Origin of the sequence: Haloarcula sp. DT43, from assembly GCF_037078405.1 — an archaeon.
Taxonomy (GTDB): Archaea; Halobacteriota; Halobacteria; order Halobacteriales; family Haloarculaceae; genus Haloarcula; species Haloarcula brevis.
In genome coordinates this window covers 349,902-362,709 of record NZ_JAYMGZ010000002.1, presented here as the reverse complement: position 1 = coordinate 362,709, position 12,808 = coordinate 349,902, and the positions used below count along the sequence as shown (strand labels likewise).

The following is a 12,808-nucleotide window of genomic DNA, read 5'->3' as shown; positions in this document are numbered from 1 at the left end:
ATATGGGAATTAACTAACTTGCCGAGAATAAGCACGACGACGAAAACACCGACCCAGATTACCACGGCCAAAAGGAAGTCGACCGGGCTTCTAGACCCTTCAAGCCCAATTTGTAGAATGGAATACATGCTGCTGAAAGACATATATGGGCTATCCTTACAAAAATACTGGGGATGATGAATACGCACACCCATCTAACGGCTGTTTCACCACAAATCAATCGGTGAGAACTGGCTTTAATGCGATGAATCACTTCGGTAAGTACAGAGTGTGGGTGTAACGTTATAGAGTGGAGATACGTACGGGCGAGGAGAAGCTAATGAGCGAACTATCCGTGACGGGGCCGTCAGACGAGACTGAATACTACCTCTACCGTCCCCGAATGACCGAACACGAGTACCAGGATGTCGCTCGCTCGCTGACTCGGCAGGTGCTTGCGATCAGTCCTCGTCAAGTGAACGAAATCAGAATACAGGGAACGGTTTCACTGATGAAGTCGGGAGGAGCAGAAGACAGTTCATTGGAAACACTCCGTGAGGCAGGGTTCACGATTACTGACGGACACATCAACGGGCAGGCTGCGTCGTCACCAGATGTCGTTGACGCCATTCTTTCGGCGTACACGCCTGGGCTCCATCACGCGCTGTTCGTCGATACTGATGGCTACGGTATCGCCGCTCGCTATGATGGGTCTCTTCAGCACTACTGGCTCCCCACGACGACCGCTTCTGAACTAAAAGAATCGCTTGATCCAGCGGTTCGTAGTGCATTCCTCAGCACAGATGAATTGGAAGACATCAAGGAGGAGGGGCGGACCGAGAATGGGGTGTCCTGAAAGGCTTGCAAGTGTATTGAGCAAGGCTTTCAGCCAGTCTAACGAATAAAGAAACCGTATTCACGACAACTGACGAACCGTGAGGAGGGAGTCCGAGCGAAGCGAGGGGGCACGCGAAACGCGGCTCTCGGAACAGCAGTAGCGCAGTACGCCGCGTAACTCAGTCGCCGTCGTCGATTGGCTGGCCGCGGTAGTACGTGGTCTGGTCGCTGTCCGTCTCTTCCGGGGTGTCCTGTGGCGCGACGGGACGGCCGCGGTACATCACCCGGTTGGCGGTGTCGTCGCCGTCGATTGCGTCGGGCGTCTCCTGCTGGTGGTTCTCGATGAACTCGGCGGCCGCTTCGAGCGTCTCGGTGTCGGTCTTGCGGTGGACCCAGCAGTGATACATCTTCCGCGGCGTCCGGAGCGCGAGCCGGTGTGCGCGAAACCCGGTCTTGGTGGTGACGTCGGCGACCGACTCGTGGGGGACCTCGATGACCTCGTCGTCCTCGTCTTTCCCGATGAGACAGAGCGTCCGGCGGCCGGTGACCATGATGACGGTGCGGCGGTCGCCGACGGGGGACTCGGTCTTGCGTTTCGTCCCGCGCCCGATGCCGCGTTTCCCGTTCGTCAGGAGGTACGCCGGGGCCTCAGCGCCGTCGAGGTACGTCAGCGGCGGGTCGTTCAGCGGCGGGTGTGCCGAGAAGCGGCTCGCGTGCCCGGCGAGAACCGCCGTGGTCACCGAGCTACTGGGAGCCATCTCCGCGACTGTCTCCGCCCGTCGGGTGATGTCCTCTATCATCGGGGTCCCGAGGCGGCGACAGCAGTTTCAACGCTATCCATACAGGTAGTGCCACAGCGCCTGGAAATGAGTGTTACGAACGTGCCATTATTGTCCCAGAAGAAAACAGACGGACACCGAGACGCAGCCAGTTACGTTCAGTCGGCACTCTCCCGACCGAACGGTCCGGACTTGTAAGCCGAAGACGGGAGGGCCTCAGCACCCCCGGTCGACGCCCGTGAACTCGAACCGCGCGCCGCCGGCGTCGCTCTCGGTCACCGACACGGACCAGTCGTGGGCCGCCGCTATCTCCTTGACGATGGCGAGACCGAACCCGGTGCCGCCGTCGGTGGTGGTGTACCCGCTCTCGAACACCGCCTCGCGTTACTCGCTGCCCCACTCGCGCTGGGTCTTTGGCCGTTCGTCGATGGCCTGGACGGCGAGTGGCTGGTCGGCGGAGTTGATAGCCTCCAGCGCCGCCTCGGCGCTCTCGCGGGTCGAGAAGTACGTCACGGTCTCCTCGACGCAGGCCTCCAGCACGTCGCGGTTACGGGAGACGACGAGGTCGACCTCGCCGCTCTGGATGGCCTCGATGATGGCGTCGGTGTCCTCGTAGTCGTCGAAGTCCTGCACGTCGAAGTGCTCCTCGAAGCCGAGGATGGGCAGGTCGACGATGGCCGTACCGGAGAGCGGAATCGGCTTGCCGACGGCCATCTGGGCCTTCTGGTAGGCCTTGCCGAAGGAGCCGGCGGTGCCCATGACCTCGCCGGTGGACTTCATCTCCGGGCCGAGACGCGGGTCCGAGCCCGGCAGGCGGTCGAACGGCAGGACGACCTCCTTGACAGAGACCTGCTCGGGAATCTGCTCCTGGACGTCGAGGTCGGACAGCGACGCGCCGGACATCACCTTGGCGGCGATTTTGGCGATTGGGACGCCGGCGGTCTTGGAGATGAACGGCACAGTCCGCGAGGAGCGCGGGTTCGCTTCGAGGACGAACACCTCGCCGTCACGCACCGCCAGCTGGACGTTCAGCAGGCCGACCGTGTCGAGCGCGTCGGCGATGTCCTCGACGACCTCGCGGATGCGGGGCATCACGGCCTTGATTTCCTGGGAGCGGGGCGGAATCATGCAGGCCGAGTCACCGGAGTGGACGCCGGCGGTCTCGACGTGTTCCATCACGCCGCCGATGAGGATGTCGTCCTCGTCGGCGACGGCGTCGACGTCCAGTTCCACGGCGTCGGCGAGGAACTCGTCGACGAGGATGGGCTTGTCCGGCGAGACGCGGACGGCCTCCTCGATGTAGGTCTCGAGGTCGTCGTCGTTGTACACCACGTCCATCGCGCGGCCGCCGAGCACGTAGCTCGGGCGCACGAGGACGGGGTAGCCGATGTCGTGGGCCAGGTCGAGGGCCTCTTCCTTGGAGGTCGCGGAGCCGCCCTCGGCCTGTGCGATGCCGAGTTCGTCCATCAGCTTGTTGAAGCGGTCGCGGTCCTCGGCGAGGTCCATCGCGTCGACGGACGTGCCCATAATCTCACAGTCGAGGTCGCGGCGCTGCAGTTCCTGTTCGAGCGGGTGGCCGATGTCGACGGAGGTCTGGCCGCCGAACTGGACCATCACGCCGTCGGCGTTGGTCGCCTCGATGACGTCGGCGACCTCCTCGGCGGTGACCGGCTCGAAGAACAGGCCGTCGGAGGTGTCGTAGTCGGTCGACACCGTCTCGGGGTTGTTGTTGACGACGTGGGCGTCGATGCCCAGTTCCTCCAGCGCGCGGACGGCGTGGACCGAACAGTAGTCGAACTCCACGCCCTGTCCGATGCGGATGGGGCCGCCGCCGACGACGACGACGCTCTCCAGGTCGGGGTCTATCTGGAGTTCGTTGCGGTCGATGCCCGAGATCGGGTCGCGCGTCGAGTAGTAGTACGGCGTCGTCGCCTCGAACTCGCCGGCGCAGGTGTCGACGAGCTTGAAGTCGCGGTCGGTGGTGTCGGTCTCGACGGAGTCCACCGTGACGCCGGAGCCGTCCGTCGCAGCCTCGACTTCCGCCTCGTCGCCGCCGTCCCCGTCGAGGTCGGCCGGGAGCCAGGAGACGTGCGTGTCGTTGAACTCGCCGCCGGCCAGCGCGGTTATCTCCTGGTCGGTGAAGCCGGCCTGTGCGGCCGTCTCGTAGTCGCCCTCGCGGGCGGCCTCGGCGGCGTCGGCGACCTCCTTGAACCGCTCGACGTACCACGCCTTGATGTCGGTGATGTCGACGACTTCCTCGACGGTGTAGCCGCGGCAGAACGCCTCGAACATCGCGTACGGGCGGTCCGGCGTCGGCTTTTCGAGGTACTCCGTCTCCAGCTCCGCGTCGTCGATGTCGTTGAAGTCCGCGGCCGGGTTGTACTCCGAGGAGCGGAGCGCCTTCAGCAGGCTCTCGGGGAAGGTCCGCCCGATGGACATCGCCTCGCCGGTCGATTTCATCGCCGTCGAGAGCTCGAACTCGGTGTCCTGGAACTTGTCGATGGGCCAGCGTGGCACCTTCGTCACGACGTAGTCGATGGCCGGCTCGAACGCCGCCGTCGTCTCGCCGGTAATCTCGTTCTCGATTTCGTGGAGGCGCTTGCCGAGCGCGACCTTCGCGGTGACGCGGGCGATGGGGTAGCCGGTCGCCTTCGAGGCCAGCGCCGAGGAGCGGGAGACGCGGGGGTTGACCTCGACGACGCGGTACTCGCCGCCGGGGGTGCCGTCGTCGTGCCAGGCGAACTGGATGTTACAGCCGCCCTGGATGCCCAGGTCGCGGATGACCTTCAGCGCGGAGTCGCGCATCTCCTGGTGGCCCTCGTCGGGGATGACCTGCGAGGGCGTGACGACGGTCGACTCCCCGGTGTGGATGCCCATCGGGTCGATGTTCTCCATGTTGCAGATGATGATACAGGAGTCGTCGGCGTCGCGCATCACCTCGTATTCGAGTTCGACCCAGCCGGAGATGGACTCGGTGATGAGCACCTCGTTGTTGCGCGAGAGGCGCAGACCCTTGCGGACGCGTTCGATGAGTTCGTCCATCTCGTCGACGACGCCGGAGCCGGAGCCGCCCAGCGTGTACGTCGTGCGTGCGATGACGGGGAGCCCGCCGACCTCGTCGACGGCGGCCTCGACGCGGTCGACCAGCGATTCCTCGTCCAGGTCGGTGACCGACTCGCCCTCGTCGAGCGTGATGGTCGTCGAGCGGGGCACCGGTTCGCCGATGTCCTCCATCCGCTGTTTGAACAGGTCGCGGTCCTCCGTCGCGTAGATGGTGTCGAGCGGCGTCCCCATCACGTCCACGTCGAATTCGTCGAGGACGCCCTCTTCGGCGAGTTCGGCCGTGACGTTCAGACCGGTCTGGCCGCCCAGGCCGGCGATGACCCCGTCGGGGTCCTCCTTCCGGATAATCTCCGAGATGGCTTCGGTGTTGATGGGTTCGAGGTACACCTTGTCCGCCATCTCCGGGTCGGTCATAATCGTCGCCGGGTTCGAGTTCACGAGCACGACGCGGGCCCCCTCCTCCTGGAGGGCGCGACACGCCTGTGCGCCGGAGTAGTCGAACTCGGCCGCCTGGCCGATTTTTATCGGGCCGCTGCCGATGAGCAGGATGGTACGGTCCTCGTCCGCTGTCATTGTACGAGCGGAGTCTACACATCGTAATAAGCCCGGCGAAAGGATGCGAAGCTCGAAGTCTAATTTCGAATATCGTAATGGGGGGCCGTCACACGGGAGGCTGTGTCATCCGCTCGTCGCGGCCAGCGGCCCCGGAAACCGTCACCCCTCGCGGTCGGGGATACGATACCGATAGGGCTGGTCCTGGATGACCTCGATTTCGCCGGCCTGGGCACGGCGACCGAGGACGGTCGCTACGCGGTGGGCGCTCCCGAACGGCTCGTCGTGCTCTTCGAGCAGGTCACATATCTCGCGGGCCGTCAGCGTGCCGTCGGCGTCGGCTTCTTCGAGCACTGTCAGGATGCGCTCGAACTCCCCCTCGCGCATAGCCATACAGAATACAACACCGCATCCACCATATAACACCGTCAGACAGCAGTCAGACGGCTGATTTCGGGAAATCAGCCGACGGCGTCGCGGCGGTGGCTGTCGGACAGCGCGGGGTCGCTGTCTGTCGCGTTCGCCCAGTGCCGTCGGACCCACCCTGGTCGGGAGACGGTCGTGTCGTCGACCGCGGAGTACCGGATTTCGTAGTCGACCAGGGCGCTCCTGGAGCGGTCCCAGTACGAGACGGTGAGCGACTCGACGAGGCCGCCCGGCCGGACCGCCGCCCGGACGCTGTAGTCGTCGGCCGGTTCGAACGCCGCCGGCGGTTCCGTCGCCGTGAGTACCACGGGACAGGTATCACAGCCGTCTCTGGGCCGGTCGACGCTGACGTTCGTCGCGAGGTACGCCTCGACCAGCCGGGCGGGGTCGGGATCGAGCCACTCGTCGACCGGGGCCGGCCGCCCCGTCGTCGTCCAGGCCCCCTGTGCTCGCTCGTCGTAGACGAACCGCCGGTCGCCGTCGGCGTACACCCGCTTCGTGTACTGCTGGCCGACGATTTCGGTCCGGTACTGGTAGCGATACCGGTCTTCGACGACGAGGGAGACGACCTGCGTGCCCCATTCGAGCGAGAGCCGCATCCCCAGCACGTACGAGCGGTTCCGCGTCGCGCGCCGGTGGGCCGCCGCGAGTCGCCTGGCGTCGACAGCGCCCCCGGAGACCGCGGGTTCGACCCGGCTGTCCTGTGCCGCCTCGGGGACCGGAACCGGGGTCACAGTCTGTCGCTCCGCGCCGCCGAAGGCTCCACAGCCCGCAGAGAGGGAGAGCAAGAGTAGGACCGCCACGCGACCCGCCATGTGTCACTGTGGGGGTCGGAGCAACTAAGTACCGGGTGGCCGCCTCAGATGGCGGTGTCCGACCGCCCGTCGAAGTCCCGCTCATCGCGGTACTGCTCGACGAACGCGTCGACGTCGAACTGGAGCATCTGCTCCTCGAACTCCGCCATCACGTCGTCGTCCTCGGCGTGGCTGATCGCGTGTTCCATCAGTTCCACCAGCAGTTCGACGACGATTTCGTGCAGCCGGCGGGAGTCGAAGTCGCTCACCCACGCCAGCGAGAACCCGACGGACCCGTCCTCGCTGGTGTCGGCGGCGACGACCTTTTCGGGGAACTCCTCCATCACGACGCCCATCAGGTGGACGGTGGTGAACTCCTCGTAGTCGTCGTTGGTCTCGATGGTCGCGTGCAGCACCTCGGTGAGAAACTCCGGGACGAAGCGTGCCAGCGGGTGCGGGTCGAGGACGACGGCGTGGGTCTTCCCGCAGTCACAGACGAACTCCCGCATCCCCAGATGGAGGTCGTGCGTGTCGACGCGGTCGCCACAGGGCAGTTCGAGTTCGGACTCGCGCCCGCCGGGCACGCGCGGTTCAGCCATTACTCGCGGTTGGTCGCTCGCGTGGTTAAAGGCCGCGATACGGATACAACCCGGCTCAGAGCCCACCGACGGACTCAGTCCCGTGGGTGACATCGTGGTCAGACTCGGTCGCCTGGAGATATGCGACAGTCGTCACAGCAATCGAGAACACGCCGACGAGGCTAGAGAGTATCGTCGAGACTGTCGTCAAAACCATGGGCGGCAACGAGATCGGGAGGAAGCCAAAGGCACTTCCGAGAACGAGTCCGAGCACCGCGAGCACGACAGCGATAACGAACGTGGCGAGGAGGTTGTCGGTGACGAGACCGATGCTGTTGCTGATGGACTCGAGAACACCGCTGTCGTTCAGCGCGATCTCCTGCCGGACGAAGAAGAACAGAAACGCCAGGACAAGTCCAGGAATGATGAGGAAAACGAATCCGATGATTACTGCGACGCCAGTGAGGATACCAGCGGCGATCCCGATTGCAACGGTCTTGCCCAGCCGCCGACCGATATTGTCGGGAATCGGGTCGTTGGCATCACTGGCAAAGGCACGAATCGTGACAATGTTCAGCGCCTCGCTAATGATAAACAGCGCGAGCGCACTGACGGCGGCCACGGCAACCGGGATATCGAGGGATACCGCCGTATTACTGCCCATCGCCGCCTGATTGACCTGTGCACTGGGTGGCAGCATTTCCAGCAACATGTCAAGCAGACCTTGGGACAGCGATGCCCAGATGATGCCGTTGGCCAATCCGAGGACAATGAATGCGCCAGCAAACACCGCACCGCGTTCACTGAGAAACTCGTCGATACCGTCTTGGAAGGCACGGCCGATTTGGAGGGCCATACACACTACCCCTAATCGGGGAACTATAAATCTGAATAAATATTTTAGAGCGAGTGAGTACCCAGAGCACGTGAATCCAGCTCTCAGAACTCGTCGTCAGCCCGGTCCGCCCGCACCTGCAGGTATGCGTCCGTAATCACTGCGAGACTGAACGCCTGCACTGGTGCGTTTAACACCATCGACGCGACCTGCAGAACCGACTGGGACGGCAGGTCAAACGAGCCGGGGAGAAACACCGAAATAATGGACGCCGTAGAGGGAATCCCCGGAATGATACCGAGAAGGAACAGGAGAAAGAGGAGGACGATGATCTGTGCCGGGGCGTCCATGAACCGTGCGACGCAGTGCTTGAGTGTCGCGACGTAGCCGCCGTCGTACAGGGCAATCGACTGCAGCAGATAGACAAAAGCGAGACCGACGATCAGGGACAGGAGGCCGCCGAGAAGGCCAGCTAGCCCCCCAAGCAGTGGCCGCCCGCCGACGTTCAGTGCGGTCGAACTCATCGAGACCGCGAACGTGAGAACCGCGACGCCGCCACCGAGGACAACGGCCATAACGGCTCTATCGGACGTCCTGGGTTCCATGATCTCCTGTGGCTCGGTGAAGAGCCTGATTCCCCAGAACTTGACGAGCTGGCCGACAACCAGAAACAGGAGGACCATCACGACAGCGACCGGCAGTGCGATGTCAAGGCTGAACGGGCCGGTGAAATCCGACACCGAGAACACCGGTGCACCTGCTCCCGCAGCGCTTCCCGGCCCAGCGGGGCCGCCCATGTTCATCACTTCGTCGAACAGTGCCTCGGTGAACGAGGAGTTTGCGACGGTGTTCCCGAGGTTGAACAGGAGGAAAACGCCGGTAACGAGGAGTCCGTCCTCACTGAGGAGTGTATCGAGACCGCTACGCAAGGCGTCGCTGATCTGGAGGGCCATATCTTCAGTCGCTCTTCGGAAAAATATAAAACTAGTCGAAGCGAAGATTCCCGCCGACAGCGGGGGTGTGTCACCTACGGCCAGTCGTCGCGCGCCTCGTCCGCGTCGGCTGTCGCGTCCGGGGCCTCCGGGTCGCCGAGTTCCCACTCGGCCGCCTCGGCCGCCTGTTCGACGGGGAGATACTCCCAGCCCACCGCCTCTGCGAGGTCGGCGTCCTCGTCGTTCGCACCGACGAAGACGTGCCGGTCGGTGTCGAACTGCTCTTTGACGTTTTCGAGGCTCTCCTCGCGGCCCCGCGGCCCGGAGAAGAAGTCCTGGCGAATCCGGTGTTTCCGGGTGAAGTTGGTCACGACGTAGGTGGGCTGTTCGGAGATGACGCCGACGTACTCCGACCACTGGCGCGCGTCGTTGAAGACGCTGTCCGGATAGGCCAGTTGCTTGAGGGCGTCGAGGTCGAACGCGAGTGTCATGTCGCCGCTGCCGCCATCCATACGCGTCTCTCCGCCTTAGGTCGAAAAAAGGGCGTCGTTCTCCCGCTGACGGTCACCGCTCGCGGCCGACCGACGCGTCGCTACGGCCCCAGCACGCGAAAAATCGGTGTCGGCGGTCGTTACTCGGCGGGCGCGGGCGTCTGTGCCTTCACTTCCTCGAGGTCGACGTCCTTCTCCAGCAGGAGTTCCTTCTTGTCCGCGACCTGGCGCTCCTCGCGGATGAGCTGTTTGAACGTCGACTGCTGCGAGAGGTCGCCGATGAGCACGCCGCCGATGAGCTGGCCGTCCTCGAAGGCGAGCCGCCGCCACTCGCTGTCGGAGTACTTCCGTTCGGCCTCGTCGTCGCCGCGGGTCGGGTGACCGAACGAGAGGAACGGGAAGTCGAAGTGGGTGATGGAGTACGAGGAGACCCAGCGGAACTCCTCTTCCTCGGCGTCGGCGACCATGTTCGTCCCGGCGACGGACCCCTGCTCCTTGGCCGACCCCCACGCGCCGTTCTGGGCCTGGGAGTCGAGGATGGTGTCGTAGAACTGGGTGAGGTCGCCCGCGGCGTAGATGTCCTCGATGTTGGTCTGCATGTACTCGTCGACGACGACGCCGTCGTCGAGTTCGAGCCCGGTCCCGTTGAGGAACTCGGTGTTGAAATCGAGGCCGATAGCGACGCCGGCCCACTCGCCGTCGTAGTGGTTGCCGTCGGGGTCGACCGCGCCGGTGACGTGGCCGTCGTCGTCGACCTCGAAGCGGTCGACGCCGGACTCGAAGACCGGTTCGACGCCGTTCTCTTCGAGGGCCTCGTGGATGATGGCCGCGCCGTCCTCCGAGAGCGCGTAGCGCCACCAGCGGTTCCCGCGCATCAGGTACTTGGCGTCGATTTCCTGTGCGGCACACACGGCGGCGAGGTCGATGCCGAGCAGGCCCGCGCCGACGATGATGCCCTGGTCGGCCTCGTCGGCGTGCTCGCGGATGCCACGGGCGTCCTGGAACGTCCAGAAGTGGTGCACGCCGTCGGCGTCGCTGTTCTCGACCGGGAGCTGTGCCGGCGTCCCACCCGTCGCGACGAGCAGTTTGTCGTACTCGTAGGTGTCGCCCTCGTGGGTCTGTATCTCGTGGGCGTCGGGGTCGATGTCGGTCACGTGGGTGTTCAGCTGGAGGTCGATGTCGCGCTCCTCGTACCACTCCGGCTCGTGGATGGAGATGGGCGCTTCCGGGAGCTTGCCCTTGGCGAACTCCTTGATGAGGATTCGGTTGTACAGCGCCTCCCCCTCGTCGGTCAGGACCGTGACCGACGCGTCCGGGTCCGCTTCCCGGATTGTCTCGGCTGCGGACGCACCCGCGATGCCGTCACCGATGATTACGTGCGACGTGCTCATGTACGGTCGGTACGAAATCGGGCTTAATGTGGATTGCTATCTGCGTATCGTTTGCGATAGCCGCCTGAATCCAGCGGGAGACGCCGGTAGTCGGGGATTTGAAGGCGCTCGGGCCCGTATCCGGAGTCGAGATGAAAATCTACCAGAACCCGCGCCACTGGGCGAGCAAGAAGGCCCTGACCACACCCGGCGTCCGGTCGGTGGCCAACTACGGGCTGGTGAAACTCCACACCAAAATCTTCCTCGGGAAGGCCGACGAGGACCGCCGGGCGGAGCGGCGGGACCACCTCGATGACTTCTTCGACGCCACGATGGACACCTACGTGGCCGCACTGGAGGCGGACTACTCCGAGGCCGAGGCCCGCGAGATAACCCACATCCAGGCCAACTTCGACTTCTACAACCACGGCTGGACGGAGATGATGGAGTTCCCGGCCGGGGAGCTGGAAGCCCACTACGAGCGGTACGCGGACTTCTTCGAGACCCACGGCATCACCATCGACGACCCGCTCGGGACGTTCCGCCCGGCCGACGGCGTCGCCGACGCGCCGTCCACGCCGGAGCGGCTGGACGAGCCGGAACACCCCCACGCCGTCGGTGGCTTCGCCGACGACGTCTACGTCGAGACCGAGGACGGCGAGATGATTGTCGGCGGCGGCCGCGAGGAGCCGGACGACGTGAGCCCGACCGACGCGCCGGTCATCGACGAGGACGACGTGGAGAACGCGGCCGGCGACTGACCCAGCGGCGATGGGTCGGCGTATCGGACCGTAAAACGGCTTGCACGCGGCGTCTCAGCGCCGGGCTTCGGAGAGCGGCGAGTCGGCGTCCGTCGCCGCCGAGCCGTCCGCGATTCGGTCGGCGCACTCGAAGCCCGCGACGATACCGCCGTTGAGCGACCGTTCCGGGTACTGGGCCCGTGAGGCCATGCCGGCGTAGTAGAGCCCGTCCGCAACGGCGTCGCCGAGGTCGTAGGGGACGACCATGTCCAGATAGCCGCGCTCGTAGACCGGCGCAGTCCGGGGGTTTCGGGCCGTTCGCACCCAGTTGACGGCGTCGCGGTCGAACTCGGGGAACAGGGACTCGATGCCCGAGAGCCACGTCTCGCGGACCTCGTCGTCGTCCTGTCCCCAGATGGCTTCGGATTCGTCCTGGATATACCGAGCGACGTACAGCAGGTGCTCGCCGCCGTACCGCTCGGGAGAGACGAAGTTCGTGTGCTCGATGAGCGCGCCGAAGGGGGCGTCGTCGGCGATGTTCAGCCAGTAGGTGTCCAGCAGGGACTCCTCCATGCTGACGACCGAACACACCGTCCCCTGGAAGTCGATGTCGCAGGCGTAGCCGGTCAGCTCCTCCAGCACGTTCGGCATCGCCGCGACGACGACGTCGTCGACCGCGTGCGTCGTCGCCCCGGTGCCGTCGGAGACGGTCAGCGACGAGACGGCCCCGCCGCCGGTGTCGATGTCGGTCACGCGCGTGCCCGTAGCGATGTTCTCGCGGCCCACAGCGTCGACCAGCGCGTCGAGCAGGCGGCCGAACCCGCCGTCGAAGTACCCCAGAATCTCGCCGTTCAGAATGTCCCGCTCGCCGCGGAACTTGACCCGGCCGAGCAGCCACGCGGCGCTCACGTCGTCCTTCCGGTCGCCGAACTTCGCGTCCAGCAGCGGCTCGAAGAAATTCTCGTAGACGCCCCGCGTGGTGTGTTCGACGACGAACTGCTCGATAGGGACGTCCTCGAAGTCCTCCAGTCGCTCGTAGGTGTCGAACGACGGGACGCCGCCGCGAACGTCGATATCGAGGACGAGCATCCCCAGCCGGAACGTGTCGTACAGCGAGAGATGCGGGTACGCGAGGATTTCCCAGGGCTTGTCCATCGGATGGACGACGCCGTCGACGTAGTAGGCGTTCTTCCCGATGTGCCACTCGACGGCGTCGCCGAGCCCCAGTTCCCCGGCGAGTTCGACGATGGTCTCCTCGGACTTCGAGAGGTGGTGGTAGAACTTCTCGATGGGGTCCCCGGCCGTCTCGTAGGTCGCGGCCAGGCCGCCGAGGTCCTCGCTCGCCTCGAAGACGCGGACCTCGTAGCCGCGCTGCTGGAGCCGGTACGCTGCCGAGAGGCCGGCGATACCGCCGCCGACGACGCCGATCATA

At 64.8% G+C, this 12,808-nt stretch carries 12 protein-coding genes and 1 pseudogene; 2 read left to right on the top strand and 11 right to left on the bottom strand.

Going from position 1 to position 12,808, the window contains the following annotated elements; all coding sequences use genetic code 11:
* Nucleotides 1-319 precede the first annotated feature (319 nt).
* Nucleotides 320-835, top strand: a complete 516-nt coding sequence (locus VI123_RS09160) for a hypothetical protein (RefSeq protein ID WP_336337753.1) — start codon at nt 320-322, stop codon at nt 833-835.
* A 160-nt stretch (nt 836-995) separates the two neighbouring features.
* Here VI123_RS09160 and VI123_RS09155 read toward each other — a convergent pair whose 3' ends face one another.
* The 10 genes and pseudogenes from VI123_RS09155 to VI123_RS09110 all read right to left on the bottom strand — a co-directional run bounded on the left by VI123_RS09155 (nt 996) and on the right by VI123_RS09110 (nt 10,657).
* Nucleotides 996-1,616, bottom strand: a complete 621-nt coding sequence (locus VI123_RS09155) for a hypothetical protein (protein ID WP_336337752.1) — start codon at nt 1,614-1,616, stop codon at nt 996-998.
* 195 nt (nt 1,617-1,811) lie between these two features.
* Nucleotides 1,812-1,976 (bottom strand): annotated as a pseudogene (locus VI123_RS09150) (ATP-binding protein); the annotation flags it as partial.
* Between the two features lie 3 nt (nt 1,977-1,979).
* Nucleotides 1,980-5,231: a carbamoyl-phosphate synthase large subunit gene (gene carB, locus VI123_RS09145; protein WP_336337751.1), complete on the bottom strand. Its 3,252-nt coding sequence runs from the start codon at nt 5,229-5,231 to the stop codon at nt 1,980-1,982.
* A gap of 141 nt (nt 5,232-5,372) precedes the next feature.
* Nucleotides 5,373-5,603 (bottom strand): hypothetical protein, encoded by a 231-nt coding sequence (locus VI123_RS09140; RefSeq protein ID WP_336337750.1) that lies wholly within the window; start codon nt 5,601-5,603, stop codon nt 5,373-5,375.
* Nucleotides 5,604-5,671: 68 nt separating this feature from the next.
* Complete coding sequence (locus tag VI123_RS09135) at nt 5,672-6,451, bottom strand: hypothetical protein (protein WP_336337749.1); 780 nt, start codon at nt 6,449-6,451, stop codon at nt 5,672-5,674.
* Nucleotides 6,452-6,495: 44 nt separating this feature from the next.
* Entirely contained in the window at nt 6,496-7,029 is a 534-nt protein-coding gene (locus tag VI123_RS09130) for a DUF5815 family protein (RefSeq protein WP_336337748.1), read from the bottom strand.
* A 55-nt stretch (nt 7,030-7,084) separates the two neighbouring features.
* On the bottom strand, nt 7,085-7,864 hold the full coding sequence (locus VI123_RS09125) for a DUF7847 domain-containing protein (protein ID WP_336337747.1): 780 nt from the start codon (nt 7,862-7,864) through the stop codon (nt 7,085-7,087).
* Between the two features lie 83 nt (nt 7,865-7,947).
* Nucleotides 7,948-8,796: a hypothetical protein gene (locus VI123_RS09120; RefSeq protein WP_336337746.1), complete on the bottom strand. Its 849-nt coding sequence runs from the start codon at nt 8,794-8,796 to the stop codon at nt 7,948-7,950.
* A 74-nt stretch (nt 8,797-8,870) separates the two neighbouring features.
* Nucleotides 8,871-9,287, bottom strand: coding sequence for a DUF7124 domain-containing protein (locus tag VI123_RS09115; protein ID WP_336337745.1), 417 nt, complete (start codon nt 9,285-9,287; stop codon nt 8,871-8,873).
* 119 nt (nt 9,288-9,406) lie between these two features.
* Nucleotides 9,407-10,657, bottom strand: a complete 1,251-nt coding sequence (locus VI123_RS09110) for an NAD(P)/FAD-dependent oxidoreductase (protein ID WP_336337744.1) — start codon at nt 10,655-10,657, stop codon at nt 9,407-9,409.
* Between the two features lie 131 nt (nt 10,658-10,788).
* Here VI123_RS09110 and VI123_RS09105 point away from each other — a divergent pair, with 131 nt between their 5' ends.
* Entirely contained in the window at nt 10,789-11,397 is a 609-nt protein-coding gene (locus tag VI123_RS09105) for a DUF6149 family protein (protein WP_336337743.1), read from the top strand.
* Nucleotides 11,398-11,451: 54 nt separating this feature from the next.
* Here VI123_RS09105 and VI123_RS09100 read toward each other — a convergent pair whose 3' ends face one another.
* A complete protein-coding gene (locus VI123_RS09100) occupies nt 11,452-12,807 on the bottom strand; it encodes an NAD(P)/FAD-dependent oxidoreductase (RefSeq protein ID WP_336337742.1) in 1,356 nt (451 codons plus the stop codon).
* Nucleotide 12,808 lies beyond the last annotated feature (1 nt).

Excerpts from the sequence above, each read along its gene's own strand:
- VI123_RS09160 (WP_336337753.1), top strand. The coding sequence starts at position 320 with ATGAGCGAACTATCCGTGACGGGGCCGTCAGACGAGACTGAATACTAC.
- VI123_RS09155 (WP_336337752.1), bottom strand. The coding sequence starts at position 1,616 with ATGATAGAGGACATCACCCGACGGGCGGAGACAGTCGCGGAGATGGCT.
- carB (WP_336337751.1), bottom strand. The coding sequence starts at position 5,231 with ATGACAGCGGACGAGGACCGTACCATCCTGCTCATCGGCAGCGGCCCG.
- VI123_RS09140 (WP_336337750.1), bottom strand. The coding sequence starts at position 5,603 with ATGGCTATGCGCGAGGGGGAGTTCGAGCGCATCCTGACAGTGCTCGAA.
- VI123_RS09135 (WP_336337749.1), bottom strand. The coding sequence starts at position 6,451 with ATGGCGGGTCGCGTGGCGGTCCTACTCTTGCTCTCCCTCTCTGCGGGC.
- VI123_RS09130 (WP_336337748.1), bottom strand. The coding sequence starts at position 7,029 with ATGGCTGAACCGCGCGTGCCCGGCGGGCGCGAGTCCGAACTCGAACTG.
- VI123_RS09125 (WP_336337747.1), bottom strand. The coding sequence starts at position 7,864 with ATGGCCCTCCAAATCGGCCGTGCCTTCCAAGACGGTATCGACGAGTTT.
- VI123_RS09120 (WP_336337746.1), bottom strand. The coding sequence starts at position 8,796 with ATGGCCCTCCAGATCAGCGACGCCTTGCGTAGCGGTCTCGATACACTC.
- VI123_RS09115 (WP_336337745.1), bottom strand. The coding sequence starts at position 9,287 with ATGGATGGCGGCAGCGGCGACATGACACTCGCGTTCGACCTCGACGCC.
- VI123_RS09110 (WP_336337744.1), bottom strand. The coding sequence starts at position 10,657 with ATGAGCACGTCGCACGTAATCATCGGTGACGGCATCGCGGGTGCGTCC.
- VI123_RS09105 (WP_336337743.1), top strand. The coding sequence starts at position 10,789 with ATGAAAATCTACCAGAACCCGCGCCACTGGGCGAGCAAGAAGGCCCTG.
- VI123_RS09100 (WP_336337742.1), bottom strand. The coding sequence starts at position 12,807 with ATGATCGGCGTCGTCGGCGGCGGTATCGCCGGCCTCTCGGCAGCGTAC.